The 26,664-nt window shown below is 69.9% G+C and carries 25 protein-coding genes and 1 riboswitch; of the genes, 11 read left to right on the forward strand and 14 right to left on the reverse strand.

Annotated features, from left to right (window positions below):
- Positions 1-125: 125 nt before the first annotated feature.
- Both NLX83_RS21150 and NLX83_RS21155 read left to right on the forward strand, forming a co-directional pair.
- Positions 126-401 (forward strand): hypothetical protein, encoded by a 276-nt coding sequence (locus NLX83_RS21150; protein ID WP_254236811.1) that lies wholly within the window; start codon positions 126-128, stop codon positions 399-401.
- Entirely contained in the window at positions 398-3,208 is a 2,811-nt protein-coding gene (locus NLX83_RS21155) for an AfsR/SARP family transcriptional regulator (RefSeq protein ID WP_254236812.1), read from the forward strand. The genes NLX83_RS21150 and NLX83_RS21155 overlap by 4 nt, the downstream gene beginning before the upstream one ends.
- Here NLX83_RS21155 and NLX83_RS21160 read toward each other — a convergent pair whose 3' ends face one another.
- The 4 genes from NLX83_RS21160 to NLX83_RS21175 all read right to left on the reverse strand — a co-directional run bounded on the left by NLX83_RS21160 (position 3,209) and on the right by NLX83_RS21175 (position 7,647).
- The gene (locus NLX83_RS21160) at positions 3,209-4,573 is read right to left on the reverse strand and encodes a basic secretory family protein (RefSeq protein WP_254236813.1); all 1,365 of its coding nucleotides are present in this window, start codon (positions 4,571-4,573) and stop codon (positions 3,209-3,211) included.
- An 84-nt stretch (positions 4,574-4,657) separates the two neighbouring features.
- Positions 4,658-5,647, reverse strand: a complete 990-nt coding sequence (locus tag NLX83_RS21165; protein ID WP_254236814.1) for an NlpC/P60 family protein — start codon at positions 5,645-5,647, stop codon at positions 4,658-4,660.
- 73 nt (positions 5,648-5,720) lie between these two features.
- A riboswitch (cyclic di-AMP (ydaO/yuaA leader) is annotated at positions 5,721-5,860 on the reverse strand.
- Between the two features lie 158 nt (positions 5,861-6,018).
- Positions 6,019-6,252, reverse strand: a complete 234-nt coding sequence (locus NLX83_RS21170) for a hypothetical protein (protein ID WP_254236815.1) — start codon at positions 6,250-6,252, stop codon at positions 6,019-6,021.
- A gap of 78 nt (positions 6,253-6,330) precedes the next feature.
- Positions 6,331-7,647: an NYN domain-containing protein gene (locus NLX83_RS21175; protein ID WP_254236960.1), complete on the reverse strand. Its 1,317-nt coding sequence runs from the start codon at positions 7,645-7,647 to the stop codon at positions 6,331-6,333.
- A gap of 151 nt (positions 7,648-7,798) precedes the next feature.
- On the opposite strand from NLX83_RS21175, the gene NLX83_RS21180 reads away from it, so the two are divergent.
- Entirely contained in the window at positions 7,799-9,550 is a 1,752-nt protein-coding gene (locus tag NLX83_RS21180; RefSeq protein WP_254236816.1) for a DEDD exonuclease domain-containing protein, read from the forward strand.
- A 34-nt stretch (positions 9,551-9,584) separates the two neighbouring features.
- Here NLX83_RS21180 and glsA read toward each other — a convergent pair whose 3' ends face one another.
- On the reverse strand, positions 9,585-11,207 hold the full coding sequence (gene glsA, locus NLX83_RS21185; RefSeq protein ID WP_254236817.1) for a glutaminase A: 1,623 nt from the start codon (positions 11,205-11,207) through the stop codon (positions 9,585-9,587).
- A 262-nt stretch (positions 11,208-11,469) separates the two neighbouring features.
- Here glsA and NLX83_RS21190 point away from each other — a divergent pair, with 262 nt between their 5' ends.
- Entirely contained in the window at positions 11,470-12,279 is an 810-nt protein-coding gene (locus tag NLX83_RS21190) for an ion transporter (RefSeq protein WP_254236818.1), read from the forward strand.
- A gap of 26 nt (positions 12,280-12,305) precedes the next feature.
- Here NLX83_RS21190 and NLX83_RS21195 read toward each other — a convergent pair whose 3' ends face one another.
- The 3 genes from NLX83_RS21195 to NLX83_RS21205 are packed head-to-tail and all read right to left on the reverse strand — an operon-like array spanning position 12,306 to position 14,088.
- Entirely contained in the window at positions 12,306-12,587 is a 282-nt protein-coding gene (locus NLX83_RS21195) for an Lrp/AsnC family transcriptional regulator (RefSeq protein ID WP_030428690.1), read from the reverse strand.
- Between the two features lie 20 nt (positions 12,588-12,607).
- The gene (gene trpD / locus NLX83_RS21200) at positions 12,608-13,666 is read right to left on the reverse strand and encodes an anthranilate phosphoribosyltransferase (protein WP_254236819.1); all 1,059 of its coding nucleotides are present in this window, start codon (positions 13,664-13,666) and stop codon (positions 12,608-12,610) included.
- Between the two features lie 11 nt (positions 13,667-13,677).
- Positions 13,678-14,088, reverse strand: a complete 411-nt coding sequence (locus NLX83_RS21205; RefSeq protein ID WP_254236820.1) for a hypothetical protein — start codon at positions 14,086-14,088, stop codon at positions 13,678-13,680.
- Positions 14,089-14,288: 200 nt separating this feature from the next.
- Between NLX83_RS21205 and ctaE the strand changes: the two genes are divergently transcribed.
- The 4 genes from ctaE to qcrB all read left to right on the forward strand — a co-directional run bounded on the left by ctaE (position 14,289) and on the right by qcrB (position 18,609).
- The gene (gene ctaE / locus NLX83_RS21210) at positions 14,289-14,897 is read left to right on the forward strand and encodes an aa3-type cytochrome oxidase subunit III (RefSeq protein WP_254236821.1); all 609 of its coding nucleotides are present in this window, start codon (positions 14,289-14,291) and stop codon (positions 14,895-14,897) included.
- 81 nt (positions 14,898-14,978) lie between these two features.
- Positions 14,979-15,824, forward strand: a complete 846-nt coding sequence (gene qcrC, locus NLX83_RS21215) for a cytochrome bc1 complex diheme cytochrome c subunit (RefSeq protein WP_254236822.1) — start codon at positions 14,979-14,981, stop codon at positions 15,822-15,824.
- On the forward strand, positions 15,821-16,939 hold the full coding sequence (gene qcrA / locus NLX83_RS21220; RefSeq protein WP_254236823.1) for a cytochrome bc1 complex Rieske iron-sulfur subunit: 1,119 nt from the start codon (positions 15,821-15,823) through the stop codon (positions 16,937-16,939). Before qcrC ends, qcrA begins: the two co-directional genes overlap by 4 nt.
- The gene (qcrB, locus tag NLX83_RS21225; protein ID WP_254236824.1) at positions 16,936-18,609 is read left to right on the forward strand and encodes a cytochrome bc1 complex cytochrome b subunit; all 1,674 of its coding nucleotides are present in this window, start codon (positions 16,936-16,938) and stop codon (positions 18,607-18,609) included. The genes qcrA and qcrB overlap by 4 nt, the downstream gene beginning before the upstream one ends.
- A 205-nt stretch (positions 18,610-18,814) precedes the next feature.
- Here qcrB and NLX83_RS21230 read toward each other — a convergent pair whose 3' ends face one another.
- Both NLX83_RS21230 and NLX83_RS21235 read right to left on the reverse strand, forming a co-directional pair.
- A complete protein-coding gene (locus NLX83_RS21230) occupies positions 18,815-19,012 on the reverse strand; it encodes a hypothetical protein (protein ID WP_254236825.1) in 198 nt (65 codons plus the stop codon).
- Between the two features lie 35 nt (positions 19,013-19,047).
- Positions 19,048-20,025: a GlxA family transcriptional regulator gene (locus tag NLX83_RS21235; RefSeq protein ID WP_254236826.1), complete on the reverse strand. Its 978-nt coding sequence runs from the start codon at positions 20,023-20,025 to the stop codon at positions 19,048-19,050.
- 99 nt (positions 20,026-20,124) lie between these two features.
- Here NLX83_RS21235 and NLX83_RS21240 point away from each other — a divergent pair, with 99 nt between their 5' ends.
- Positions 20,125-20,997, forward strand: coding sequence for a DMT family transporter (locus NLX83_RS21240; RefSeq protein WP_254236827.1), 873 nt, complete (start codon positions 20,125-20,127; stop codon positions 20,995-20,997).
- A gap of 55 nt (positions 20,998-21,052) precedes the next feature.
- Here NLX83_RS21240 and NLX83_RS21245 read toward each other — a convergent pair whose 3' ends face one another.
- Together NLX83_RS21245 and ctaC are read right to left on the reverse strand one after the other, a co-directional pair.
- Positions 21,053-21,451, reverse strand: coding sequence for a cytochrome c oxidase subunit 4 (locus NLX83_RS21245; RefSeq protein WP_254236828.1), 399 nt, complete (start codon positions 21,449-21,451; stop codon positions 21,053-21,055).
- A 34-nt stretch (positions 21,452-21,485) separates the two neighbouring features.
- Entirely contained in the window at positions 21,486-22,379 is an 894-nt protein-coding gene (gene ctaC, locus NLX83_RS21250; RefSeq protein WP_441296814.1) for an aa3-type cytochrome oxidase subunit II, read from the reverse strand.
- A gap of 410 nt (positions 22,380-22,789) precedes the next feature.
- On the opposite strand from ctaC, the gene asnB reads away from it, so the two are divergent.
- The gene (asnB, locus tag NLX83_RS21255; RefSeq protein WP_254236962.1) at positions 22,790-24,706 is read left to right on the forward strand and encodes an asparagine synthase (glutamine-hydrolyzing); all 1,917 of its coding nucleotides are present in this window, start codon (positions 22,790-22,792) and stop codon (positions 24,704-24,706) included.
- A 158-nt stretch (positions 24,707-24,864) separates the two neighbouring features.
- Here the strand turns inward: asnB and NLX83_RS21260 are convergent, their stop codons facing one another.
- The gene (locus tag NLX83_RS21260; RefSeq protein WP_254236963.1) at positions 24,865-25,800 is read right to left on the reverse strand and encodes a carbohydrate kinase family protein; all 936 of its coding nucleotides are present in this window, start codon (positions 25,798-25,800) and stop codon (positions 24,865-24,867) included.
- A gap of 177 nt (positions 25,801-25,977) precedes the next feature.
- On the opposite strand from NLX83_RS21260, the gene NLX83_RS21265 reads away from it, so the two are divergent.
- The gene (locus NLX83_RS21265; protein WP_254236829.1) at positions 25,978-26,151 is read left to right on the forward strand and encodes a hypothetical protein; all 174 of its coding nucleotides are present in this window, start codon (positions 25,978-25,980) and stop codon (positions 26,149-26,151) included.
- Positions 26,152-26,223: 72 nt separating this feature from the next.
- Here the strand turns inward: NLX83_RS21265 and NLX83_RS21270 are convergent, their stop codons facing one another.
- The gene (locus tag NLX83_RS21270; RefSeq protein WP_254236830.1) at positions 26,224-26,586 is read right to left on the reverse strand and encodes a HesB/IscA family protein; all 363 of its coding nucleotides are present in this window, start codon (positions 26,584-26,586) and stop codon (positions 26,224-26,226) included.
- Positions 26,587-26,664 lie beyond the last annotated feature (78 nt).

Below are 26,664 nucleotides of genomic sequence, written 5' to 3' on the forward strand. Positions count from 1 at the left end.
CTCCAGTGCGAGCGCTCCGCCGCGCTCACCGAGATCATCGAGCTGTGCGGCGGTTTCCCGCTGGCGCTGCGCATCGCCGCACACGTGCGCCACGGCGGCGCCGAGTCCTTTGTGGACAGACTCAGGTGCGGCTTGTCGGCGCTGAGCATCGACGGCGACAGCGCGGCGGATCTGCGCTCGCCTTCGACCTGTCCTACAACGGTCTCTCCGTCGAGGCGCAGCATGCGTTCATCGCCCTGGCGCACGCCGACTTCGGTGACTTCTCCGTGCAGGACGCGGACGCGGTCGCCGCCGCCGAGCTGGACCAGCTCGCCGACGCGAACCTGATCCGGAACACCGCCCCGGACCGCTTCCACTTCCCCGCCCTGCTGCGCCGGTACGCGCTAACGTTCAGCCAGTGAGTCGGGGAATCGAGTTCCGCATCCTGGGCCCGTTCGACATCACCCGCGACGGCGAGCCCGTGCGGGTGGCGGCCACGAAGCACCGGGTGCTGCTGGCCCGCTTGCTCGTGGACGCGAACCGGGTGGTGCCGGTCGACCGGCTGATCGAATGCCTGTGGGACAACGATCCGCCCGCGACGGCGCGCGCGGTCGTGCACACCTACGTCAGCAGGCTCCGGCAGGCGCTCGGTTCGGCGGAGCTGATCGAGACGCTGCCCAACGGCTACCGCGCAACCGTCCGGAATGGTCAGCTCGATCTGCTCCGGTTCCGCGAACTCGTGCGGCTCAGCCGACAGGCCCGCGATCCCGCCGCCGAGTCCGCGCTGCTCCACGAAGCCGGAACCCTGTGGCGGGGCCCCGCGCTGGCGACCGTGCCTTCGGACGCGCTGCAACGGGAAGCGGCCCAGCTCGACAACGAGGAGCTGGCCGCCGCCGACCGCCGCGTCGAACTCGACCTGGCACTCGGACGCCACCGTGGTCTCGTGCCGGAGCTGCGCGCGATGGTGGCGCGCCGCCCGTTCAGTGAGCGGCTCCTCGGCCAGCTGATGCTCGCCCTCCACCGCGGCGGCCGCCAAGCCGAAGCGCTGACCAGCTACCAGGAGTTCCGCGCGGAGTTGGGCGCCGAGCCCGGCACCGAGCTTCGCGAGCTGCACCAGGCGATCCTGCGCGGCCAGGACGAGCCACCCGCTCTGTCCACTTCGGACTGGACCCCGGTTTCCCAGCTACCGCCGCACGTCGGCCACTTCGTCGGCCGCTCCGACGAGCTGAGCACGATCTCCGCGCTGCTCAGGCACCGGGGCTCGCTCTCCGCTCCGCTCGTCGTCCTCTCCGGCCCGCCCGGTGTCGGCAAGACCGCGCTCGCCGTCCACGCCGCGCACGGCCTGAAGGACGATTTCCCCGACGGCCAGCTCTACGTGAACCTGCGCGGCTACTCCCCCGAGCCCGCGCTCACCGCCGCGCAGGTGCTCCCCCGGTTCCTCCGCGCGCTCGGCGTACCTCCCGAGCAGGTGCCGCTCACCGAGGCGGAACAGGCTTCGCTGTACCGCACCCTGTTGTCCGGTCGCCGCGTCCTCGTCGTGCTGGACAACGCTTCCGCCGTCGACCAGGTCCGCGTCCTCGCGCCCAGTTCCTCGACCTGCGCCACCCTCGTCACCAGCCGCAACAACCTCGGCGAACTCGTCGCGCTCAACGGCGCCCAGGTCCTGCGCGTCGACGTGCTCGCCCAGGACTCCGCGTTGCTCCTGCTGGAGCGGATCATCGGCCCCGTTGCCTCTCCCGAGGCGGCCTCCGCCCTCGTCGACCTGTGCGGCGCCCTCCCGCTCGCCCTCCGCATCGCCGCCGCCAACATCGCCTTCTCCTCGCACGACATCGAGTCCTATGTGGACGATCTCCGCGGTGACCGGTTCTCCGCGCTCGCCATCGAAGGCGACCGCGAGGCCGCCGTGCAGGCCGCCTTCGACCTCTCCTACGCCACCCTTCCCCTTGAGGCGCAACGCGTCTTCCGCTTGCTCAGCCTCGTTCCCGGCACCGACTTCACCGCCCACACCGCCGCCGCGCTAGGCGAACTCGTCGTCCCCACTGCGGAGGCCGTTCTCCAGCAGCTGGCCACCGTCAACCTGCTCCAGGCTCATCTTCCCGGCCGCTACCAGTTCCACGACCTCATCCGCGCTTACGCCTCCACGCTGGCTTCTACGCACGACACCACCGAAGCGCCTTTCATCCGGCTCCTCGACTACTACGCAGGCACCGCGTACCGCGCGTCCGCCGTCCTCTACCCGGACGCCATGGGCATTGAGAAAGAACGCGATTTCGACAGCGCGACGACAGAGCTGTTCGAGGACGCTCCGACCGCGCTCGGCTGGTACCGGCAGGAGGTCGAGAACATCGCCCCAGCCATGACCAGCGCACAGGAGTCCGACTATCCACTGTGGCATCTCATCGTCCCCTTGGTGACCGCGCACACCGAGCGCGGGAACCTCACCGGGGCCCTCGCGTTGGCGCGCAAGTCCCTCGAACTCAGCGGGCAACTCGGGATCGTCCCGCTCGAAATCACCTCCTTGGCCAACATCTCGTTCATCCTCTTTCTCGTCGGCCATCTCCACGAGTCGGCCGAGAACGCGAACTTGGCGATCGCCACCGCCCAGCGCACAAGCGCCCAGCACGCCGAAGTGATGAGCCACGTGACCCTGGGAAACTGCCACCGCGCGCTCAACCAGACCGATCTCGCGATCGCCCACGCCACCATCGCGCTGGAGAACGCGGTCGAAGCCGGATACGACTGGATCGAGGCGGCGGCACTGCTCGCACTGGGCGAGGCATACCTGGATGCCGGGCGGATGGAGGAAAGCCTGCACTGCCTCACCACGGCCTTGAAGCTGTACGAGGGGTTCTCCTGCGCGACCCAACTCATCGCGCCGTCCTACAACCTCGCCCGTTTCTGGCGAGCGTCGGGCGAACCGGCTCGGGCGAGAGACCTCGCCAATGAGGCACACGCCCTGGCCCGCGGTTCCCACCACCTCCTCATGGACCCCGAGATCTCTTCATTGCTGGCGCTGCTCGACCTGGACACCGGTGACATCGCAGGCGCACGTCAGCACATCGACACCGCCGCCGAGGCCTGCGACCGCATGGGCAGGCGCCTCGCTCGTGCCCACGCCCACCACGTGTCCGGCCTCGTCGCCCAGGCGGCCGGAGACAACGACACAGCCCTGGCCGAGTGGCACAGCGCGAATTCGATCCACACCGCACTTCGTGAGCTGAAGGGTTGATCAGCCGAAGGTCTTGCGGAGGAACTGGCCCCAGCCGCGGATGATCTCGGCGCGGTCGGTGTCGAGGACGTCGCGGAGGACGCCGTCGACGACGCCGTCGGGGACGCGGCCGACACCGGCGAGGCGGCGGTAGAGCTCGACGACCTTGGCCTCGCCGTAGCGCTGCGAGAGGTAGAGCATCGTCGTCCACGCGGTCTGGTAGGCCACGTCCAGGCGGCTGCCACCGGCGCGGAAGTCGGCGTCGGTGGGCAGGGCCAGCGGTGGGCCGGAGTTGCGGAGCTGCCGGGCCAGGTCGGGGGCGGCCTCGCGCGGGGAAATGCCGCTGTCGCGATATCCGACGTAGTCGGCGAAGCCCTCCAGCAGCCACATCGGCGCACCGTCCACGGTGTCGGACCGGGCGGCGATGTGGGTGATCTCGTGGCGGAGGACGACGCGGAGCGAGCTGGCGGACAGGCGCGAAGCCGTGCGCGGGTTGAAGACGACGCGAGCGCCCTCGACGATGTCGCTGTCGTGGTCGACGCGATCGGCCACGGCGACAGCGGCGATGGCGTCGACGGCGAACTCGGTGCCGACCATCGCCTGGAGCTCAGCGGTGGTCTCGGGCAGCATCACGGCAACGCGTTGCGTCCACTGCTGGCCCCACACCTCGGAGACCGCGCGGATCGCGGCGTCGAGCTCGCCCGCGACGCGGTTCGCGAGTGCCTGGTTGCCACCGTGGCTGAGGACCATCCCGAACTCGGTCTTGTCGACCCGGCAGTGCCCGAAATCCCACGGGCCACGCCACGTCTTGCGACCGCGATCGTTCAGCGCGGTGTCCGACGTCAGGAACCAGTCGTTGCCGCGCCTGGCGAAGAGATAGCCCATCGGACGGCTGGTCGCGGCGCGGTCCACGCCGTCGAAGGCGTAGCTCAGCTCCACCCGTGGCGCCCACAGCTCGTCCGGCGGGCGCTCGCCGAAGAGCGCGTCCAGCTCGGAGAGCGAATCGGTGGAGTCGATGCGGTAGCGCCACTCGCGCAGCGGGACCCCGCGGAGGTTGGCGAACATGGCCTGCTGCGTCGCGACGAACTTCGGGTCGGCGAGCGGGTCCAGGGTGCTCATGAACGCGGGCAGATCGCGGTTCTGCACGGCGTCGGCCCGGCGGCGGAGCAGATCGGTGACCGACGAGATCCGGCTGCGGCCCAGCTCCACCGAGGGCTCGACGGCCGCGTCCGGCGGGGCCGGGCGGCCGTTGGGGTCCAGCGCCGGGGCGGGTTCCGCGGACACGACGGGGTCGGCCGACGGCAGGGACACCACCGTGAGCCCCGCGAGGAGGACGGCGGCGACCGCCGCGGCCAACCAGTTCCGGTAGCGGCCCTGCCTGGTCACCCTGGAATCGTAGGCCCCGACGTGCTTCGAGGCCGGTAGCCCACTAGGGGGACCGGCCTCGAGGCCTTGCTCACAAGCGGAAGATCAGCCCATCCGGCGAACGCCGGAGAGCCCGCTCTGCACCTTGTCGAACTTCAGCGGCTGACCGGTGGTCGAGGCGTGGAACTGCATGCCGTTGCCCGCGTAGATGGCGACGTGGTGCACCCTGTTCCCGAAGAAGAGCAGGTCACCCGGCTTCCACGCGTCCCGGTTGTTCAGCGGGACGGCAGAGCCGACCCGGGCCTGCGCGGCACTGGAGCGCGGCAGGCGGACGCCGACCTTGCCGAAGGCCCAGGAGGTCAGGCCGGAGCAGTCGTAGGAGTCCGGACCCTCAGCGCCCCAGACGTAGGGCTTGCCCTTCTGGGTCACCGCGATCTTCAGCGCCGACGCGCCGATACCGCCGTCCGGCAGGCCGGACAGGTCGATGTCCAGACCGGCGTCCTGGAGCTTCTTCTTCTCCGCGTTGCTCAGGCGGTCCAGCGCCTGCTTGGCCTTCTCCTGCTTCTGGGCCGCTTCCTTCTTGCGGTTCTCCAGATCGCCCTTGATCCGGGCGGACTCGGCGGCGGCCGCCGCTGCCTTCGCCTTGGCCTCGTCGGCCAGCCGGGCGGCGGTCTTGGCCTGGTTGATCGTCGCGTTGAGCTTGTCCAGCGAGTCCTTGCTCTCGCTCGTGATCAGGTCGACCACGGAGAGCTTGTCGAGGAACTCGTTCGGGGACTTGCTCAGCAGCAGGGCGCTGATGTGGTTGACCCGGGTGCCCTGGAAGTTGGAGCTGGCCAGCTGGTCGACGCGACCGCGCAGCTCACCTTCCTGCTTCTTCGCCAGGTCACCGGCGGCGTTGGCCTTCACCAGCTCTTCGTTGGCCTTGCCGACCTCGGCTTCCTTCGCCTTGAGGTCGTCGTTGGCCTTGTGCAGTTCCTCGGTGAGCTTCTCGGCCTCGTCGCTGAGCGCCTTGAGCTGCTTCAGCGCCTCGGAGGCGTTGGACGGAGTGTCCGGGTCGGCGATAGCCGGGCTCGCCGGAACCATGCTCACGGCCATTGCGACAGCGCCGGCGGTCAGTGCCCCGCGCATAGTGCGCTTCAGTCGGTTCGACGCCACGTCGACGCATTGCTCCTTCATGCTCCGACCGCCTACCGGGTTAGCTGACGGGTTCGGGCCGGAAGCTGCCCTACCGGCACTGGGCCGGATTCACCCCAACTCACTGGGTCCCCGGTTCGGCACCCCGACAGGCCGATTCGACGGTGATCCCGCGGAGCCGCCCGCTGTGGACGGCAGCCCGCCGCGAAATCTCGGCTAGGTTACGAAACGTGAGACCTCGCGTCCACAGGCCCCCACGAGAAAGTCGTGAAAATGTGCACAAGGCATCGTTCGGCGTAGCGGCCACTGCGCCTTGTGACCGGTTGCGCTGATCAGCCCACGCGGCGCCTTGCCCGTTCGGCCTCATCGGCGGACCGTTCGGCCTCCTGGGGCTTCAGCGGCTCGAGCGGGATCAGCCGCAGCACCGGCAGGTCGACCGCCAGCGGGGCCACGACCTGGGGTTCAGGCCCTTCGAAGAGCTCCGGCGGGACACCGATCAGGACCGCTATGGCGCAGTCGTGGCAACCCGGACCGCGTCGCGGGCACCCGTCGCAATCGATGATCACGCCGTCGACCTCCGTTCGATCATATGTTCGAACGAAGCTTAGGGATCGGTGGCCGACTTGTCGAAAGAGAGGTGTGTCTCATACCCGTCCGAGGCGCGCGATCACCACGGCGGAGGGAACGGGATGGGCGCCGCGGCGGCGCACGGAATCCGCGACGGCGCGGTCGGAAGTGGCCACTACCACCGGTCTTCCTTCGGGCTCAGCGGTGACCAACGCGCGGATCACGTCGTCCGCGAGCACACCGGGATCGCTGAACAGCACTCGAACGCCGCGCGGCGCGGCCTGGGGCACGGCGACGACTCCAGCACCGTCGAACACCACTGTGACTTCGGCGCCGGTGCGCGCGGCGAGCGCGGCGAGCTGCTGGTTGAGCCGGTCGCGCTGCTCGGAGAGCGTCAGGCCGGGATAGCCGGTCTTGGTGACGTTGTAGCCGTCCACCACCAGGTGCACGCTGGGCAGCGCCAGCAGCCGGTCCAGCGCCGCCGGGTCCTCGACGCGCCCCACGGTGCCGTGCGCCGTCGTCGCGCCGCGCACCATGTCAGCCGGGCGCGGCCCGCTCCCGCCGAGCGCGAGTTCCCGGCGCAGCCCCGTGACCGCCCCGGCGAGCGTGTCCACCAACAGCTCCAGCCGCACTTCGTCGGCCTGGCGGGCCTCCCTGGCGGACTGGCGCGCGATCTCCGCGTCTTCCTTCGCCCGCGCGGCGCGGTTGCGCTCCAGCTCCGCACGCTCGCGCTCGCGGTCCCGCGCGGTACGGAGCGCCTGCGTCTCCGTTTCGAACTCGGCACGGCTGCGCTGGAGCTCGTCGACGGCTGCGGTGGCCTCGTCGCGCGCCTGCTTGAGCCGGACGCCTTGTTCGCGGAGCCGTTTGCGGAGCTTTTCCAGTTCCGCCTCGCGATCGGCGCTGACCTGGTGCGCGGCGCCCTTGGCGGCCTCCAGCTCGGCGTGCAGCTTCTCGGTCTCGGCGGCGAGCTTGTCGGCCCTGGTGATCGCCGCCTCGCGGTCGGCGCGCAGGTGGGCGTCCTCGGTGCGGCGGGCGACCAGCTCGATGTACAGCTGCGTCGTGTCGGCCTGGGTCAGCACGGCGGCCGCACCCGCGGCAACGGCGTCGGACGGGTTCAGGTCCAGCACCGACGGCCGGTGCTCGCGGCACCACTCGACGACGGCGGTGCGGAATGCCTGGTTGTCGCGGAGCGCGGCCAGCAACGGGCCCGCGCCGAGGCGGGCGCGCTTGGCCGGGGCGAACTTCGCCACCGCGCGCAGCGTCTGCGGGATGTCGACCTTGGTCAGCGTGCCGAGCGCCTCCGCCGCGAGTTCGGCGAGGCGGGCGCGGATCGGGTCGGGAATCCCGCCCCAGTCCGGAATGTCCTCGGAGCCAGCCGTCGGCGCACCGTCCATCGTGGACTGCGGGTGGCCCGGATCAGGCTGTTCGCCGCCGGAAGGCTGTTCGTGGGCTGACACCGTCCCAGGCTACGGCCTGCCCCCTCGGGGTCGCAGCTGGCTTACCGGCGGGCGGCGCTGTCAGACCTCTGCCCTAGCTTGACCGGCGATGACGATCACGGAGCCGCGCGACACCCAGCTCTCGTTCGACGAGCTGGGCACACCGCTGCGCGACACCACGTTCGTCGTCGTGGACCTGGAGACCACCGGCGGCAGCGCGGCCGAGGACGCGATCACCGAGATCGGCGCGGTGAAGGTCCGCGGCGGCCAGGTGATCGGCGAGTTCGCCACGCTGATCGACCCGGAGCGCGGGATCCCGCCGAACATCGTCGCGCTGACCGGCATCACCCAGGCGATGGTGGTGGACGCGCCCAAGCTGGCCAGCGTGCTCCCCGCCTTCCTGGAGTTCGCGGGTTCCGCGGTGCTGGTGGCGCACAACGCCGGGTTCGACATGGGTTTCCTGCGCGCGGCGGCCGAACGCCACGGGCACGTCTGGCCGAAGCGCACGGTGCTGTGCACGGTGAAGCTCGCCAGGCGGGTGCTGTCCAGGGAGGAGGCGCCGAGCTGCCGCCTGTCCGCGCTGGCCGATCTCTTCGGCGCCGCGACGACTCCGACCCACCGCGCGCTGGACGACGCCCGCGCGACCGTGGACGTGCTGCACGCGCTGCTGGAACGGGTCGGCTCGCTGGGCGTGCAGACGTTGGAGGAGCTGCTCGGCTACCTCCCGGACGTGACACCGGCGCAGCGCAGGAAACGGGAGCTGGCGAAGGACCTGCCGAGCGCCCCGGGGGTCTACCTGTTCCGCGGCCCGCGCGAGGAAGTGCTCTACGTGGGCACGGCGAGCGATCTCCGGCGGCGAGTTCGCCAGTACTTCACGGCGAGCGAGAACCGGCGCCGGGTGCGCGAGATGGTCGGCATCGCCGAACGCGTCGACGTGGTCGTCTGCGCGCACTCGCTGGAGGCGGAGGTGCGCGAGCTGCGGCTGCTCGCGGCGCACCGGCCGAGGTACAACCGCCGCTCCACCAACCCGCACCGGCGCTGGTGGGTGGCGTTGACCGACGAGGCGTTCCCCCGGCTGTCCATCGTGCCCGTGCCGAAGGCGGGTGCGTTCGGGCCGTTCGCTTCGCGTGGCGCGGCAACGGAAGCGGTGGAGGCGCTCCAGGACGCGCTGCCGGTTCGCCGTTGCACGCAAAGGATTCCGGCCCGGTCGCCGAAGGCCGTGCCGTGCGCGCTGGCCGAACTGGGGCGGTGCGGGGCGCCGTGCGCGGGTCGGCAGAGCGTCGAGGACTACGCCCCCGCCGTGCACGAGGTGCGGCGGTTGTTCACCGGGGATTCCGTTGCGGCACTGGACATCCTCGCCGCGCAGCTGGACCGCCTCGCGGAGGTGGAGCGCTTCGAGCGGGCGAGTGCGGAACGCGACCGGTTGATCGGGTTGGTCAGGGCGCTGGACCGGGGTCAGCGGCTGGCCACCTTGGCGGCGCTCGCGGAACTGGTGGCCGCGCGGCCGGACGGCACCGGCGGCTGGGACTTCGCGGTGATCCGGCACGGGCGGCTGGCGTCGGCGGGTTCGGCGCGGCGCGGCGTGCGGCCGATGCCCGTGGTGGACCAGCTGATCGCGGTTGCGGAGACGGTGCTGCCGGAGGACGGGCCGCTGCGCGGGGCCTCCGCCGACGAGGTCTCCGTGGTGCTCCGCTGGCTGGAGCGGCCCGGGACGCGGTTGGTGCACTGCGAGGTGCCCTGGGCCGAGCCCGCTCGCGCCGCGGCCTCCTGGCGCTCGTGGGTGGCCCGCGCCGAAACGGCCCGCGAAGCGCTCACCCCTCAAGATCAACGCCGCGTTCGGCGCGCTGGAAGCCCTGAATGACCCTTTCAGGGCCCCAACGCACCGAACGGGTCGTTCAGGGCCGAGCGCCGTCCGCGGCTCGGAGCAGCGCGACGACCTCGTCGTGGCCCCGGCGTTCGGCGTCCATCAGCGGGGTACCGCCCCACCTGTCGACGGCGGTCGCGTCGACTCCCCTTGTCAGCAGGTACTTCACCACGTTGACCTGGCCCTCGGTGGCCGCCAGGTGCAGCGGGGTGCGCCCGTCGTAGTTGGCTGTGCTCAGGTCGGCGCCCGCGGCGGCGAGCACCCGGATCGCGTGCAGGTCGCCCTCGGCGGCGGCCCAGCACAGGATGGCGACCGCCTCGGAGTTGGTCTGGCTCTTGTGCCTGCGCAGGTCCCGCTTGACCGTCTGCCCCTCGGCCGAGTCGTGGGGGTGCACGCTGTAGCGCTCGACGAGCTTGCGGCAGAACTCGATCCCGCGCACGGAGTTGCCGTGCTCGTCCAGCCGCGGTGACCACACGCAGATCCCCATCAGCCCCGGCACCACCACCATCAGCGCCCCGGACACCCCGCTCTTGGCGGGCAGGCCGATGCTGAAGGCGAACTCGCCGGAGAAGTCGTACATGCCGCACGAGGACATCAGCGACAGGCAGTGCTGCACGGTCTGGGTGGCGAAGACCCTCTCCCCGGTGAGCGGGCAGATGCCGCCGTCGGCGAAGGTCGCCGCCACGATCGCCAGCATCTCCGCGTCCAGTTCGATCGCGCAGTTCTGGAAGTAGAACTCCAGCGTCTGCACCAGGTCGGTGCCCTCGGGGAAGGCCCGCTGCTCGCGCATCGAGTAGCCGAGCGCGAAGTTGCGGTCGGCCGTCTCCCGCTCGGAGAGGTAGACGCTGTTGTGGAAGCCGACCGGGCGCCCCGCGGCCAGCCGCGACCACGCCTTGGAGACGTGGTCGAAGCGCTCGGCCAGGTCGGCGTCCGGGCGGATGAGCGCGCAGCTCATGATCGCCCCCGCGTTGATCAGCGGGTTGTGCGGGCGGCCCTTCTTGTTCAGCGTCAGCTCGTTGAAGCTCACCCCGCTCGGCTCGCGGCCGACGTGCTGGTGCACCTTGTCCGGCCCGTGCTCCTCCAGCGCGAGGCAGTAGCTCACCGTCTTGGAGACCGACTGGACGCAGAACCTGCTGTGCGCGTCGCCGACGACGTGCCGCTGGCCGTCCACCGTGCAGATCGCGATGGCGAACTGGTCCGGGTCCACCCTGGCCAGCTGCGGGATGTAGTCGGCGACCGCTCCCCCGGTCTCCGGCAGCAGCTCCCGGTGGATGTCGTCGATCTCGGCCGCGAACTCGGCGAAGTCCGGGATCACCAGGTTGTCCTCGGCCACCCGGCGGACCAGGCCGCTGCTGTTCTGGATCAGCGAGACGAACTCGGCGAAGTCCAGGCCCTCGCTGCCGTCGCCCTTGCGCGCGGCGATCAGGGTCTCCCGCATCCGGGGGTCGTCCTCCAGGATGCCCGCCTTCGCCAGCCGCTCGACCAGCTCCTGGCGGGAGAGCTGCCCGCTGGCGTCATCGTCGAACGCGGCGAAAAGGGCGCGGTAGGAGGCTTCCAGTGGATCGGACCCACCGGGTCTCTGGTGCGGGATCTCGTGTTTCACGTCCACTATTTCCGGACTGGTTCCAGTTTCCGCTTCCTGCGTGATCTCCATATCCGCAATGCTGCGGCGGACTTCCCGGAACCCACCACGTGAAAATCAGAATACGACGCTTGTAACTTCGCCGGACTAGCCTGGCGAGTGAGCGCACGATCACTGCCCACGCCTGGTCAGCGCACTCCGGATGACACGGGCGCGCACCCGATCAGGGGCGGCGACGCCTTCTCTGCGACTGTGCGTCGCATTTCTTTACCCACTGCACCATTCGCCTGCCGTGGGTACGATTCCGCCACACGTGCGAATCCAGGGAGGGCTCATGCCCCTGCGTGAACGCGTCCGCGCGCTGACCGATGGCGAACGATTTCAACGAGTGATCATTTGCGTCATCGTGGTCAACGCGGTCGTACTCGGGCTGCAGACCTCCGCGCGGCTGACCGCGGAGTACGGCGGGCTGCTGGAGGCGCTGGACGGCGCCGCCCTGGTGATCTTCGTGGGCGAGCTGGCCCTGCGGCTCTACGCGCACCGGCTGAGCTTCTTCCGGGACCCGTGGAGCTGCTTCGACTTCGTGATCGTCACCATCTCGCTGCTCCCGGCGAGCGAAGGGCTGTCGGTGATCCGCGCGCTGCGCATCCTGCGGATGCTGCGGCTGGTCTCCATGGTGCCGAGCATGCGCAGGGTGATCTCCGCGCTGCTGTCCGCGATCCCCGGGATCACCTCGCTGGCCGCCCTGCTCGGGCTGCTGCTCTACGTGGGCGGGGTGATGGCGACGACGTTGTTCCAGGCGGGCGGGGACCCGCGGTTCGCCGACCTGGGCTCGACCATCCTCACCCTGTTCCAGATCACCACCGGCGACGGCTGGTCGGACGTGATGCGCGACGTGATGGCGAAGCAGCCGCTGGCGTGGATCTTCTTCGTCAGCTACCTGCTCGTCGGCACCTTCACCGTGCTCAACCTGTTCATCGCCGTGGTGTGCTCGGCGATGGAGGGCGCCATGTCCACCGAGCCCGGCGATACCCCGGTCCCGGCGCAGCGTGCCGTCGAACCGGCCGAGCACGACCCGGTGCTCGGCGAGCTGCGCCTGCTGCGCCAGGAGGTCCAGGCGCTGCGCGCCCAGCAGCCGAGCTGAACCGCCGGCTCAGTCCTCCGGTGGGCTCAGTCGTCCAGGCCGATGCTGAACGCCGCCTCGGTGTCCCGCTTGGAGTAGGAGCGGAACGCGATGTGGGTGTCGGTGTTGAGCACCCCGTCGACCTTGCCGATCCGGCTCGGCACCAGGTCGGCGAGGTCCTCGTGGGTGGGCACCTTGACCAGGGCGATCAGGTCCACGTCACCCGCGCAGGAGTAGACCTCGGTGACGCCGTCGATATCGGCGATCTCCTGGGCGATCTCCGGGATGGCGCCTGCCTCGGCCTGGATCAGCACGATGGCGTTGATCACGATGAGCTCCTTGGGAAAAGTCAGCGGACGAGTTCGGCGCGCAGCTCGGTGGAGCGCCGCGCCCAGGTCTGGAGCAGCCGCGCCGCCGCACCGGAGTCCACCGCCTCGGCGACCCGGTCCATCCCGGCCCGCAGGTCGGCGAGGAGGTCGTCGGTGGTGCCGGTGTAGGCGGCCACCGCGCCCGCGGCGTTGAGCAGCACCGCGTCGCGCACCGCCCCGCGCTCGCCGTCGAGCAGCTTGCGCACGGCCAGCGCGTTCACCGAGGCGTCCCCGCCGAGCAGGTCGGCGGGCTCGCACGGCGGCACGCCGAGGTCGGTGGGGTTGAGCGTCTCCTGGCGCACCTCGCCGTCGCCGACCACCCAGACCGAGCTGGTCGTGGTCGTGGTCAGCTCGTCGAGGCCGTCGTCCCCGCGCACCACCAGCACGCTGTGCCCGCGCTCGGCGAAGACCTCGGCCATCAACGGCGCGATCCTCGGGTCGGCGCAGCCGATGAGGCCCGCGGACGGCTGGGCCGGGTTGCTCAGCGGGCCGAGCAGGTTGAAGACCGTGGGGATGCCGATCTCCCGCCGCGCCTGGGCGGTGTAGCGCATGGCGGGGTGGAAGACCGGCGCGAAGCAGAAGCCGATGCCCAGCTCGGTGACCGTGCGCTCCACCCCGGCCGGGGGCAGGTCGATGGCGACGCCGAGCTCCTCCAGCACGTCGGCCGTGCCGCACTGCGAGGACGCGGCGCGGTTGCCGTGCTTGACCACCGGCACCCCGGCGGCCGCCGTGACCAGCGAGGCCATCGTGGAGATGTTGACCGTGCCGGAGCGGTCACCGCCGGTGCCGACGATGTCCACCGCGCGGACGTCCACCCGCACCCGGCGGGAGTGGTCGAGCATCGCCGAGGCCATGCCCGCCACCTCGTCGGCGGTCTCACCCTTGGCGCGCAGCGTCACCGCGAGCGCGGTCACCTGGGCGATCGTGGCGTTGCCGGACATCACCTGGTCCATGGCCCAGCGGGTCTCCTGCGCGGAGCAGTCCTGCCCGCCGACGAGCTTGCCCAGTAACGCGGGCCACGCGCGTTCCGTGCCGGCCACCGCCCGCCGCCTCAGCCGTGCACGGCGGGCAGCCGGTGGGAGCGCAGCACCTCGGCCACGGTCTCCGCCGACGCCAGCGGGTCGAGGGGGTGCACCAGCACCGCGTCCGCCTGGGACCAGGTGGCCAGCCAGCGGTCGTCCTTGCGGCGCACGGCGACGATCACCGGCGGGCAGGCGTCGATCTCGTGCTTGAGCTGGCGGGACAGGCCCATGCCACCGGTCGGCTGCGCCTCGCCGTCCAGGATCGCCAGGTCGATCGCCCCGGAGTCCATCTCGGAGAGCACCTCGGCCACGGAGTCGGCCTCGATGTAGCGCACGCGCCCCAGGTCGGGGGCCGGCCTGCGGCCCACAGCGGTGATGATCGCCTCGCGCACCTCGGCGCGGTGGCTGAACACCAGAACGGTCATGGCCTGCGTGCTCATCGGTGGGTGTCCTCCCGACAGTGCGATCCCGACGACCGTCGATGCTATAGCGCGGCCCCGGCACCTCGGTGGTTGTGTCCGCGGAAGGAAAACGGAGTGCTCACCCGGAGTGCACCGGGCCTGACGGACGGTGTGCTCCCGGCCACCCCCTCGCGCGCGGCGTGGACCCGCCCCTGCATGCGCCATCCCTGCAAGACATAATGCGTCGCGTGACAACGGCTGCGCCCTCAATCGGCCAACGGGTGCACTCGCTGAACCGTCCCAACATGGTCAGCGTGGGCACGATCGTCTGGCTCTCCAGCGAACTCATGTTCTTCGCCGGTCTCTTCGCCATGTTCTTCACGGTGAAGGCCCAGAACGAGGGCGCGTGGCCTCCCGCGCCCACCCATCTGAACCTGCCCTACGCCCTGTTCTTCACCGTGATCCTGGTGGCGTCGTCCTTCACGTGTCAGTGGGGCGTCTTCAAGGCGGAGCAGGGCGACGTGTTCGGGCTGCGGCTCTGGTACACGATCACCCTGATCATGGGCGCGATCTTCGTCGGCGGCCAGGTCGGCGAGTACATCACCCTGGTCAACGACGGGACGTCCATCTCGTCCTCGGCCTACGGCACGGTGTTCTACCTGACCACCGGCTTCCACGGTCTGCACGTGATCGGCGGGCTGATCGCCTTCGTGTTCCTGATCTGGCGCACGAAGCTGAGCAAGTTCACCCCGGCGCAGGCGACGGCGGCGATCGTCGTGTCCTACTACTGGCACTTCGTCGACATCGTCTGGGTCGGCCTCTTCGCCTGCATCTACCTCATTCCCTGACGTGCGTGCCCACCCCCCGGGCGGCTTCGCCCGGTACGCACGCAACGAGCCCCGAACTCGACAGCAAGGGTTGCCGCAGACATGACCACCAGGAAAGACGCCGCCTCCGCGGAAGCGGGAGGACGTGGCGCAGAACGGAACCGCAGGCCGCGCACCAAGCTGCGGCGTCGGCTCTCCGGTCTGCTGGCACTGGGTGTCGCTCTCGTCGGAGCGGGCGCGCTCTACGCGGGCGCGGTGACCCAGCCGCACAAGGCGCAGGCCGCCGAGGATCCCGCTCTGGTCCGCAAGGGCGAGCAGATCTACAACAACGCCTGCATCACCTGCCACGGCGCCAACCTGCAGGGTGTCGAGGACCGGGGACCGAGCCTGATCGGCGTCGGCGAGGCGGCCGTGTACTTCCAGGTCTCCTCCGGCCGCATGCCGATGGTGCGCCAGGAGGCCCAGGCCGGGCGCAAGCCGGTCAAGTACACGCCGAAGGAGATCGACGCGCTGGGCGCGTTCATCCAGTTCACCGCGGGCGGCCCGGCCAAGCCGCACGAGTCGGGCGCGCAGCTGCGCGGCGACAACCCGGCCCGCGGCGGCGAGCTGTTCCGGCTCAACTGCGCCTCCTGCCACAACTTCACCGGTCGTGGCGGCGCGCTGTCCTCGGGCAAGTTCGCCCCGCACCTGGACGGCGTGACCGAGGAGCAGGTCTACACGGCGATGCTCACCGGGCCGCAGAACATGCCGAAGTTCTCCGACCGGCAGCTCTCGCCGGACGAGAAGAAGGACATCATCGCCTACGTCAAGTCGGTGACCGACGGCAACAACAACCCCGGCGGCAACCCCCTCGGCGGCTTCGGCCCCGGCACGGAGGGTCTGATCGCCTGGATCATCGGCCTCGCCTCGCTGATCGGCGTGACCGTGTGGATGGGAAGCAGGGCATGAGCGAGCAGCAGCACACGCCCGGCGAGGCGGAACTCGCCGAGATGAGCCGGGACGAGCTCGTCGCGGCCGGTCTTGAGGCCGACCACGTCGTCATCGCCAAGCGGGTCGAGCGGTTCCCCGTTCCCGGCACCCGCGCGGAGAAGCGGGCCGTCCGCGGGGTGGCCGCCTGGTTCGCCGTCACGGCGATCTCCGGGCTGGCGTTCCTCGCCGTGTACGTGCTCTGGCCGAACGAGTACCGCACGCCGGACACCCCCGGCAGCTTCTGGTACGACCTGTACACCCCGATGCTGGGCCTCACCCTCGGCCTGAGCGTGTTCGCGCTCGGCATCGGCGTCATCGCCTACGCGAAGAAGCTGCTGCCGGACGAGACCGCGGTGCAGCAGCGGCACGCCGAGGGCTCCACCGAGTTCGACAAGCAGACCACCGCGGCGATCCTGGCCGACTCGGGCGCCACCAGCGGCCTGGCCCGGCGCAAGCTGATCACCCGCAGCGCGGGCGCGGCCGCCGGTGTCTTCGGCCTGGGCGTCGGCGTGTTCGCGCTCGGCGGCCTGGTGAAGAACCCGTGGGGCAAGGGCGACAAGTCCGACCTGCTGGTCACCGGCTGGGCCACGGAGAACGGCGAGAAGGTCTTCCTGCGCCGCGACGTCGGCGACCCGCTCAAGGTCTCGCTGGTGCGGCCGGAGGACCTGGACGCGGGTGGCTTCGAGACGGTGTTCCCGTTCAAGAAGTCCGAGGAGCACGACGAGCACGCGCTGATCAAGGGCGTCCGCCGCTCCGACAGCCCAGTGATGCTGATCCGCCTGCGCCCCGGCCAGAAGGTGGTCAAGCGCAAGGGCCAGGAGGACTTCAACTACGGCGACTACTACGCCTACTCCAAGATCTGCACCCACCTGGGCTGCCCGACCTCGCTGTTCGAGCAGCAGACCGGCCGGTTGCTCTGCCCGTGCCACCAGTCGCAGTTCGACGTCTTCACCTACGCCAAGCCGATCTTCGGCCCCGCCACCCGGTCGCTGCCGCAGCTGCCGATCACGGTGGACCCCGAGACCGGTTACCTGATCGCGCGCGGCGACTTCATCGAGCCGATCGGCCCCGGCTACTGGGAGCGTAAGTCATGAGTTCCATCACCACGCCGACCAAGTCGGCAAGCGCGGTGAGCAAGGCGGCGGCCGGTGCCGCGAAGTGGGCCGACGACCGGTACCACCCCGCGTCCGGGCTGCGCCGCCAGATCAGCAAGGTCTTCCCGACCCACTGGTCGTTCATGCTCGGCGAGATCGCGCTCTACAGCTTCATCATCCTGCTGCTCTCCGGCGTCTACCTGGCGTTGTTCTTCGACCCCTCGATGCAGGAGGTCCAGTACAACGGCTCGTTCACCAACCTCCAGGGCGTCTGGATGTCCCGCGCGTTCGAGAGCGCGCTGGACATCTCCTTCGAGGTCCGCGGCGGCCTGTTCGCGCGTCAGGTGCACCACTGGGCGGCGCTGCTGTTCATGGCCGCGATCGTCGCGCACATGCTCCGGGTGTTCTTCACCGGCGCGTTCCGCAAGCCGCGCGAGGTCAACTGGGTCATCGGCATCCTGCTGTTCGTGCTGGGCATGTTCGAGGGTTTCACCGGCTACTCGCTGCCCGACGACCTGCTCTCCGGCACCGGCCTGCGGATCGGCTCCGGCATCGTGCTGTCGATCCCGGTGATCGGCACCTGGATCCACTGGGCGCTCTTCGGCGGGGAGTTCCCCGGCACCGAGATCATCCCGCGCCTCTACACGATCCACATCCTGCTGCTGCCCGGCATCATCCTCGGCCTGGTGGCCGCGCACCTGGCGCTGGTCTGGTACCAGAAGCACACCCAGTTCCCGGGTGTCGGCCGCACCGAGAACAACGTGGTCGGCGTGCGCATCATGCCGCTGTTCGCGGCCAAGGCGGGCGGCTTCTTCGCCGTCACCACCGGTGTGATCGTGATGATGGCGGGCCTGTTCCAGATCAACTCGATCTGGAACTTCGGGCCGTACAACGCCGCCCAGGTCTCGGCGGGCTCGCAGCCCGACTGGTACATGGCCTGGACCGACGGCATGAGCCGGTTGTGGCCCGCCTGGGAGGTCTACCTCGGCGACTTCATGCTGCCCGCGATCTTCTTCCCGCTGGTGCTGGGCATGGGCATTGTGTTCACCCTCGCGGGCGCCTACCCGTGGATCGAGGCCAAGCTCACCAAGGACAAGGCCCCGCACCACCTGCTGCAGCGCCCGCGCGACACCCCGGTACGCACCTCGCTGGGCATGATGGCGCTGACGTTCTTCATGGTGATGGCGCTGTCCGGGTTCAACGACCTGATCGCGGACAACTTCAACATCTCGCTGAACGTGATGACCTGGGCCGGCCGCATCCTGACGCTGCTGGCGCCGCCGATCGCCTACTACGCCACCTACCGCATCTGCATCGGCCTGCAGCGCTCGGACCGCGCGGTGCTGGAGCACGGCGTGGAGACCGGCATCATCAAGCGCCTGCCGCACGGTGAGTTCATCGAGATCCACCAGCCGCTCGGCCCGGTGGACGACCACGGTCACCCGATCCCGCTGGAGTACCAGGGCGCGTCGGTGCCGAAGAAGATGAACAAGCTGGGCTTCGCGGGCGAGCCGGTCCCCGGCAGCCTCCTGCGCCCGGACCCCGCCGAGGAGACCGCGGCGCTGGAGCGGGCCAGGAAGTCGGGCGGGGACGACCTCAACCCCGCCAACGGCTCCGCTGGTTCCGCCAAGGAGATCACCGCGGGCAAGCCGCAACAGCCCACGGACTGATCGCACGAACGAAAGGGCCCCGCCTCCCGGTGGGGCCCTTTTCGTTGCCCTACAAGGGTTAGACGGTCTTCAAGTACACCCCACCCCCACCCCAGACGTCTCAAACCGCCTCATACCCACGGCTACCTCCGAGGTATGGGGCGGTTTGCGATCGCTGTGGGTGGGGTTCGGGGTACTTGAAGACCGTCCAACCCGCGAGCAGGGTTCAGGCGCGCTTGCGACGGCGCGAGGCCGCCCCACCACCGGCGAGGAAGAAGCCGATGGCGCCGACCGCGATGTGGGCCCAGGGGGAGTAGGGCGTCGCCCACTCCATCAGGAACCACTCGGAGCCGTTGAAGACCTCCTTGACGATGAGCGAGCCGAAGCCCTGCACCATGAAGATGATTCCGATTACTTCCAGCATGGGTGCCAGTTTGCCTACGAAAACGTCCTCTTCCATCAATCGAAGGGCTCGCCCGGCGTCGGTCGGCCGGTGGACCCGAACGCCCTCCGATAGGCACTGGGGTTGGTGCCCCGTAGTCGCGTGAACTGATGCCGCAGCGCCGCGGCCGAGCCGTAGCCGCACGCGACCGCGATCTCGTCGACGCTGAGCCCGGTCTCCTCCAGCATCCGTTGCGCCCGGTCCAGCCTGCGCTGCGTCAGCCAGCGGTGCGGCGTGGTGCCCGTCCCCGCGGCGAAGCGGCGCAGGAACGTCCGCTCCCCCAGCCCCGCCCGGCGGGCCAGCTCGGCGACGGTGACGGGCTGGTCCAGCCTGCGCTCGATCCACTCCAGCAGCTCGGCGAGCACGTCGTCCTCGGCGGCCGGGACGGGCATCTCGACGAACTGCGCCTGCCCGCCTTCGCGGTGCGGCGGCGCGACCATCCTGCGGGCCAGCACGGTCGCGGCGCGCAGCCCCCTGGTCCGCCGCACGATGTGCAGGCACAGGTCGACCGCGGCCACCGTGCCCGCGCTGGTGAAGACCCCGGAATCCTCGACGTAGAGCGCGCTCGGATCGACCAGCGCCCGCGGGAACCGTTGGCGGAACTCGGTTTCGTAGACCCAGTGCACGGTGCAGCCGCGTCCGTCGAGCAGTCCGGCGTGGCCGAGCATGAACACCCCGGAGCAGAACGCCGCGACCAGCCTGCCCTCGGCGGCGGCGGTCGTGATCAGCTCGGCGACGGCGGGCGAGGGCGCCTGGGTGCGGTCCACGCAGGTGGGCAGGATGATCAGGTTGGCGGCGGCGGCCACGTCCAGGTCGGCGAGGTCGGTCAGCCCGAACCCGGACCAGCCCCGCGTCGGCCGACCGCCCGGGGAGCACACCGCGAAGTCCCACCCCGCGATCCCGTCCGCGCTGCGGTCGGTACCGAAGACCTCGCACGCGACGCCGAGCTCGAACGGCGACACCACTCCGTCGACCACCACCGCGACCCGGTCCACCGCAACTCCGCCATACCGCACAGCCTATGTCAGAAGCTTTGCGTCGCATGTCATCTCTGCCACTCGTCGATCCACTCCGCCCGGCGGAGCATTTCCGGCATGACGAGCACCCTGGCCACACCGAACACGAAGCGCGCCACCCTGGAATGGGCGGGCGCGATGGCGCTCTCCGGCACGATCGGCGTCGCGGTCCTGGAGTCCGGCGCGGCGGCGCCCGCGGTGGCCTTCGCGCGCTGCCTCGTCGGCGGCCTGCTCCTCGCGCTGTGGTGCGCGTGGCGGGGCTGGCTGCGCCTGTCCGCGCGGGACCTCCGCCTCGCCGCGCTCGGGGGCGTGCTGCTGGTGGCGAACTGGGTGCTGCTGTTCGCCTCGTACTCCTACTCCTCGGTCTCCGTGGCCACGGTCGTCTACCACACCCAGCCGTTCCTGTTGCTGGGCTTGGCGGGCGTGGTCCTCGGCGAGCGGGTGCGCGGGCGGGACCTGGGCCACGGCGCGATCGCCTTCGCGGGCGTCGTGCTGATCTCCTTGGGCGGTCACGGCATGAACGGCCGGCCAATCGACGTCATCGGCATCGCGCTCGCCCTCGGCGCCGCCGCGCTCTACGCGGGCGCTTCCCTGGTGGCAAAGCAGCTTTCGCACGTGAAGCCGCACCTGGTGGCCGCGGTGCAGTGCGCGGTCGGCACGCTCGTGCTGGCCCCGGCCCTGTTGATCACGCCGCTGCCCGCGTTCGGTCCCGGCTGGTGGTGGCTGCTGGTCCTCGGCGTGGTGCACACGGCCCTGATGTACGTCCTGATGTACCGCAGCATCGGCGTCCTGCCCACGGCGACGGTGGCCCTGCTGTCCTTCCTCTACCCCGCCGTGGCGCTCCTGGTGGACGTCGTGGTCTACGCGCACCACGTCACGCTGCTGGAGGCCCTGGGCATGCTCGCCGTCCTCGTCGGCGCCCTCGCCCACAAGCTCCCGGCGCGGACATGACAGCGGACATGACGAAGGGGCGGGCGCATCACGCGCCCGCCCCTTCGGTCAACGATCAGTGGTGGTCAGGCCCCACGTGGTACTCGAAGAGCAGACCGGCCACCATGATCAGCACGACGACCACGCCGACGCCGATCATCCAGGGCTCGAAGAACGCCAGCGAGACACCGGTGAACGCGGCCGCCAGCGCCAGGCCGAACGGCCAGTAGCTGCCGGGCGAGAAGAAGCCCAGCTCGCCCGCGCCGTCGCTGACCTCGGCGTCCACGTCGTCCTCCGGCCGCACCTCGATGCGGCGCGCGACGAAGCGCAGGTAGGTGCCGACGAGCAGGGTCAGGCCGCCGGTCAGGCTGATCGCCACCGTGCCGACGGGCTCGTGCGACCAGACGCCGTAGCCGATGGCCGCAACTAGGCAGAACGCCGTGACCAGATCGAAGATCCGTGCCTCGGTCCTCATGGATATGCCCTCGCTCTCGAATCCGGCTCGACGCTCAGCGGCCGGACGCGGTGCCCGCGGTGCGGTCGGTGTTGAACGGCTTGGTGGTGATGGCCTGCGGAGCGCAGAGCTCGCCGCAGTTCAGCTCGGCCAGCGCCTCGGCGGCGGTGTAGTGCTTGCCGGTCTTGGCGTTCTCCTTGACCCGCAGCGCCATGTAGCGGTCGAACACCTCCGAGGGCAGGCCCCTGACCTCGAAGTTCATCACCGCGTGGTAGGTGCCGCAGAGCTCGGCGCAGCGGCCGACGAACGCGCCGGGGGTGTCGATCCGGTTCTGGAAGACGTTGTCCTGGTTGTTCTTCTTCGGGTACGGGAAGGTGTCCCGCTTGAAGAGGAAGTCCGGGACCCAGAACGAGTGGATGACGTCCTTGGACTGCAGCGTGTAGCGCACGTTCTTGCCGGTCGGCAGCACCAGCAGCGGGATCTCCGAGCTGGAGCCCACGGTGCTGACCTGGCGGTTCTGGCCGATCTGGTACTTCGGGTCGGTGTAGGTGAACTCCCAGTTCCACTGGAACGAGGTCACCGTGACGTTGACGTCGGCCGGCTCGTCCTTGGCGTTGACGAAGTTCTGCGTCACCGCGGTGAAGTAGAAGAGCACCACGACGATGATCGTCGGGACGGTGATGTAGACCATCTCCAGCGGCACGTTGTACTGCGTCTGCCGCGGGAACTCCTCGCTCTTCTTGCGGTGGAAGATCACCGACCAGAGGATCAGGCCCCAGACCAGGACGCCCATCGCCAGGGCCGCGATCACCGACCAGGTCCAGAGCTGGCGCATCTGCTCGGCCTGCGGCGTGACGCCCTCCGGCCAACCGAAGCGCAGCACCTCCTCGGTCGAACAGCCGGTGGCGACGACGGCCACCATGCCGACCAGGGCGAGAACCTTGGTCAGGCGCGCTGCCCTTGCGGGGCGCTGGCGCAGCCCCGCGAGCAAGTGTCGCTCCTCCGTGCGGCTCACTGCCGACGCCTCCTCGCTGCGGTTGACGGCCCACCTGATCCGACAGTGGTGATGATCCAGCTCACAGGCTGCGACCTGCACCGACGGCGGGCCGACGAAGTCATGCGGGAGCCTAGCTCAGCGGGTGCGCGCTCACCTGTCCGGGGTTGGCTGGCTACGGGTGGGGATTCTCCTGACACGACAGGGCTGTCAAGGCCCCCGGCGACTTTCGGCATACTGGGCTCTTGGGCGCGTTTCACAGGTCTCGTTCGATGAGAAGCACGCCCTGGACCGATGACGACACCCCCGACGGCGAGACCCGCTCCCCGGGCAGCGCTGTTCGACACGAGAGGTGCGCGAGAAGCGTGTGCGGCCTGCTGGGACTTGTTTGCGCTCCCCACAACAACACCGCGGCGGCAGTCAGCGCCGTCGCCAACGCCCTGCACTGCCAGCGGCACCGTGGCCCGGATGAAAGCGACACCTGGCACAACGAGTCGGTGGTGTTCGGCTTCAACCGGCTCTCGATCATCGACCTGGAGCGGTCCCACCAGCCGCTGCAGTACGCCAACGGGCGCTACACGATCGTCTTCAACGGCGAGATCTACAACTACCTGGAGCTGCGGGCGGAGCTGGTCGCGCAGTTCGGCGCGCGCTTCGCCACCGACGGCGACACCGAGACGATCGTCGCGGCCTACCACTACATGGGCCCGTCCATGGTGACCAGGCTGCGCGGCATGTTCGCGTTCATGATCTGGGACGCGGAGAAGCGCGTGGTCTTCGGCGCCCGCGACCCGTTCGGCATCAAGCCGCTGTTCTACGCGCAGGGCCCCAACGGCGTCGCCTTCGCCAGCGAGAAGAAGAGCCTGCTGGACCTGGCGGGCGGCCTCGGGCTGCAGCCGCAGCTGGACCGCACCGCGCTCCAGCACTACCTGATCATGCAGTACGTCCCGGAGCCCGCGACGCTGCACACCAAGATCCGCCGCATCGAGTCCGGCACCTCCTTCACCGTGGCGCCCGGCGGCTCGGTGATCACCGAGCGGTACTTCAACCCGCAGTTCAACGCCCGCCCGCTGCGCAGCTCCAGCGAGGTCAACCAGCTGCACCGGCAGATCGCCGACGTCATGCGGGACTCCGTCGCCAAGCACATGCGCGCCGACGTCACGGTCGGCTCGTTCCTCTCCGGCGGCATCGACTCCACCGCGATCGCGGCGCTGGCCAAGGAGCACAACCCGGACCTGATCACCTTCACCACCGGCTTCGAGCGCTCCGGCTACTCCGAGGTCGACGTGGCCGCGGAGTCGGCCGCGGCCATCGGGGTCAAGCACGTGGTCCGCACGGTCTCCGCCGAGGAGATGATGCAGGCCCTGCCGCTGATCACCTGGTACCTGGACGACCCGGTGGCCGACCCGGCGCTGGTGCCGCTGTGGTTCATCGCCCGCGAGGCGCGGCAGTACGTCAAGGTGGTGCTCTCCGGCGAGGGCGCCGACGAGCTGTTCGGCGGCTACACGATCTACCGCGAGCCGCTGTCGCTGGCGCCGTTCGAGAAGGTGCCGGGCGCGCTGCGCTCGGTGATGGGCAAGGTCTCCAAGCGCATCCCGGACGGCGTGCGCGGCAAGGACCTGCTGCGCCGGGGCGCGCTGTCGCTGGAGGAGCGCTACTACGGCAACGCGCGGATCTTCCGCGACGACCAGATCAAGGCCGTCCTCAAGGGCTACGACCCGGCGATCCGGCACACCGACGTCACCGCCCGCCCGTACCGCGAGTCGGCGAACTGGGACCCGGTGACCCGGATGCAGCACGTCGACCTCTACACCTGGCTGCGCGGCGACATCCTGGTCAAGGCCGACAAGATGACCATGGCGAACTCGCTGGAGCTGCGGGTGCCGTTCCTGGACCCGGAGGTCTTCCGGGTGGCCTCGACGGTCCCGCTGGAGCAGAAGATCACCAAGGAGACCACGAAGTACGCGCTGCGCAAGGCGATGGAGCGGATCGTGCCCGCGCACGTGCTGCACCGCCGCAAGCTCGGCTTCCCGGTGCCGATCCGGCACTGGCTCAAGGACGAGATGCACGACTGGGCGCGGGAGATCGTGCAGGGCTCCGGCACCGACCACCTGATCGACAAGGCCGCGGTCATGCGGATCCTGGAGGAGCACCGCTCCGGCGTGCTCGACCACAGCCGCCGCATCTGGGCGCTGCTGGTCTTCATGATCTGGCACGGCATCTTCATCGAGCGCTCGATCCAGGTGCGGGTGCCCGAACCGCACTACCCCGTCAAGCTCTGAGCGCATGACCGACGAAGGGCCCCTTCCCGTCTAACCGGGAAGGGGCCCTTCGCGTGCGCCGGTGCGGCTTCCAGTGAACCCAATGTGGCATTCGTTACGTCAGACGTAACCAAAGCCGCATTGGGTACATCAGTCTGCGCTGAAAAGGTTGAGTTGGGTCAGGCGGGGAGCATCGGGGCGATGTCCTCGGCCGCCTCGGGGCCGTATGCCTCGCTGAGCCTGCGCAGGCCCTCGGCGCGGTCGAAGCTCCACTCCTGGGTGCCCACGGTCTCCAGCACGTTGACCGCGATCAGCGAACCGAGCTGCGCGGCGCGCTCCAGCGGCAGGCCGCGGGTGAGCCCGGCAAGGAACCCGGCGCGGAAGCCGTCGCCGACGCCGGTCGGGTCGGTCTTCGCGGTCTCCGGGACGGCCTGCACCTGGAGGGCGCCGACCTCGCGGCCGACGATCTCCACGCCCTTCTCGCCGAGCGTGGTGATCCGCATGCCGACCTGGTCGAGCACCTCGTCCTCGGTCCAGCCGGTCTTCTTCAGCAGCAGCTTGAGCTCGTAGTCGTTGGTGAACAGGTACTTCGCGCCGGTGACCAGCCTGCGGGCCTGCTCGCCGTCCATCCTGGCCAGCTGCTGCGAGGGGTCGGCGGCGAAGGCGTACCCGCGCTGGCGGCACTCCTCGGTGTGCCGCAGCATCGCCTCGGGGTCGTTCGGGCTGATCAGCACGAGGTCGAGGACGCCAGCGCGCTCGGCGACCGGGGCCAGCTCGATCTGCCGGGCCTCGGCCATGGCGCCCGCGTAGAACGACGCGATCTGGCACATGTCGTCGTCGGTGGTGCAGACGAACCGCGCGGTGTGCTTGACCTCGGAGGTGTGCACGCCCGAGCAGTCGACGCCGTGCCGCTCCAGCCAGGACCGGTAGTCGGCGAAGTCGGCGCCGACGGCGCCGACCAGGACGGGGTTGTGGCCGAGCACGCCCATGCCGAAGGCGATGTTGGCGGCGATGCCGCCCCGGCGCACGACGAGGTCGTCCACCAGGAAGCTCAGCGACACCCGGTCGAGCTGGTCGGCCACGAGCTGCTCGGCGAACCGGCCGGGGAAGTGCATCAGATGGTCGGTTGCGATGCTTCCGGTGATCGCGACGGGCACGAAAGGCTCTCCTCGTTCGGCGGTGACGGCGTCTGACCAGCCGACTTCACCCTTTCAGGTGCACACCGGCCAACCGCGAAGACTACTGCTTGGTAGAGCTGTTCCACATCCGTCGTGAGTCATAACGTCCTCGATGTGACCAGCACCGAACCCAACACCATCGCCGAGTTGATCAAGGATTGCGCGGACCTGCCCGAATCGCTCCGATCCAGCTCAGAAGGCGTTCCGCAGCAGCGCTCCGCCGCACCGTGGCGGGTGAGCGACGCCAACACCGCCCAGGTGCGCGACATGGACGACTACGGCTGCTGAGCGCCGAAGTCTGGACGAACGACAAGGGCCGCGGGCATCACCTGCGGCCCTTCGTCGTCTGTCGCGCGACCGCTAGTTGAACGAGTCCCCGCACGCGCAGGAACCGGTGGCCTGCGGGTTGTCGATGGTGAAGCCCTGCTTCTCGATGGTGTCGACGAAGTCGATCACCGCGCCGTCGACGTAGGGGACGCTCATCCGGTCGACCGCGACCCGGAGGCCGTCGAAGTCGCGGAAGGCGTCACCGTCGAGCGTGCGCTCGTCGAAGAACAGCTGGTAACGGAGGCCGGCGCAGCCGCCGGGCTGGACGGCGATGCGCAGGTGCATGTCGTCGCGGCCCTCCTGCTCCAGCAGGGCCTTGGCCTTGGAGGAGGCCGCCTCCGTCATCGTCACGCCGTGGGTCGGCGTCTCGGTGCCGGTTTCCTGCGCAGAAGTCATGGTTCTCCCTCGGTCTTCCTGAGGCGCTACCTCGGCTGCAACGCATCGGATGGCCTGCTTGTTCCACTTCCATGGTGG

Origin of the sequence: Allokutzneria sp. A3M-2-11 16 (genome assembly GCF_024213555.1) — a bacterium.
Taxonomy (GTDB): domain Bacteria; phylum Actinomycetota; class Actinomycetes; order Mycobacteriales; family Pseudonocardiaceae; genus Allokutzneria.

Excerpts from the sequence above, each read along its gene's own strand:
- NLX83_RS21165 (WP_254236814.1), bottom strand. The coding sequence starts at position 5,647 with ATGGCCGTGAGCATGGTTCCGGCGAGCCCGGCTATCGCCGACCCGGAC.
- NLX83_RS21175 (WP_254236960.1), bottom strand. The coding sequence starts at position 7,647 with ATGGACGGTGCGCCGACGGCTGGCTCCGAGGACATTCCGGACTGGGGC.
- NLX83_RS21180 (WP_254236816.1), top strand. The coding sequence starts at position 7,799 with ATGACGATCACGGAGCCGCGCGACACCCAGCTCTCGTTCGACGAGCTG.
- glsA (WP_254236817.1), bottom strand. The coding sequence starts at position 11,207 with ATGGAGATCACGCAGGAAGCGGAAACTGGAACCAGTCCGGAAATAGTG.
- NLX83_RS21190 (WP_254236818.1), top strand. The coding sequence starts at position 11,470 with ATGCCCCTGCGTGAACGCGTCCGCGCGCTGACCGATGGCGAACGATTT.
- NLX83_RS21205 (WP_254236820.1), bottom strand. The coding sequence starts at position 14,088 with ATGAGCACGCAGGCCATGACCGTTCTGGTGTTCAGCCACCGCGCCGAG.
- ctaE (WP_254236821.1), top strand. The coding sequence starts at position 14,289 with ATGCGTCGCGTGACAACGGCTGCGCCCTCAATCGGCCAACGGGTGCAC.
- qcrC (WP_254236822.1), top strand. The coding sequence starts at position 14,979 with ATGACCACCAGGAAAGACGCCGCCTCCGCGGAAGCGGGAGGACGTGGC.
- qcrA (WP_254236823.1), top strand. The coding sequence starts at position 15,821 with ATGAGCGAGCAGCAGCACACGCCCGGCGAGGCGGAACTCGCCGAGATG.
- qcrB (WP_254236824.1), top strand. The coding sequence starts at position 16,936 with ATGAGTTCCATCACCACGCCGACCAAGTCGGCAAGCGCGGTGAGCAAG.
- NLX83_RS21230 (WP_254236825.1), bottom strand. The coding sequence starts at position 19,012 with ATGCTGGAAGTAATCGGAATCATCTTCATGGTGCAGGGCTTCGGCTCG.
- NLX83_RS21240 (WP_254236827.1), top strand. The coding sequence starts at position 20,125 with ATGACGAGCACCCTGGCCACACCGAACACGAAGCGCGCCACCCTGGAA.
- NLX83_RS21245 (WP_254236828.1), bottom strand. The coding sequence starts at position 21,451 with ATGAGGACCGAGGCACGGATCTTCGATCTGGTCACGGCGTTCTGCCTA.
- NLX83_RS21260 (WP_254236963.1), bottom strand. The coding sequence starts at position 25,800 with ATGCACTTCCCCGGCCGGTTCGCCGAGCAGCTCGTGGCCGACCAGCTC.
- NLX83_RS21270 (WP_254236830.1), bottom strand. The coding sequence starts at position 26,586 with ATGACTTCTGCGCAGGAAACCGGCACCGAGACGCCGACCCACGGCGTG.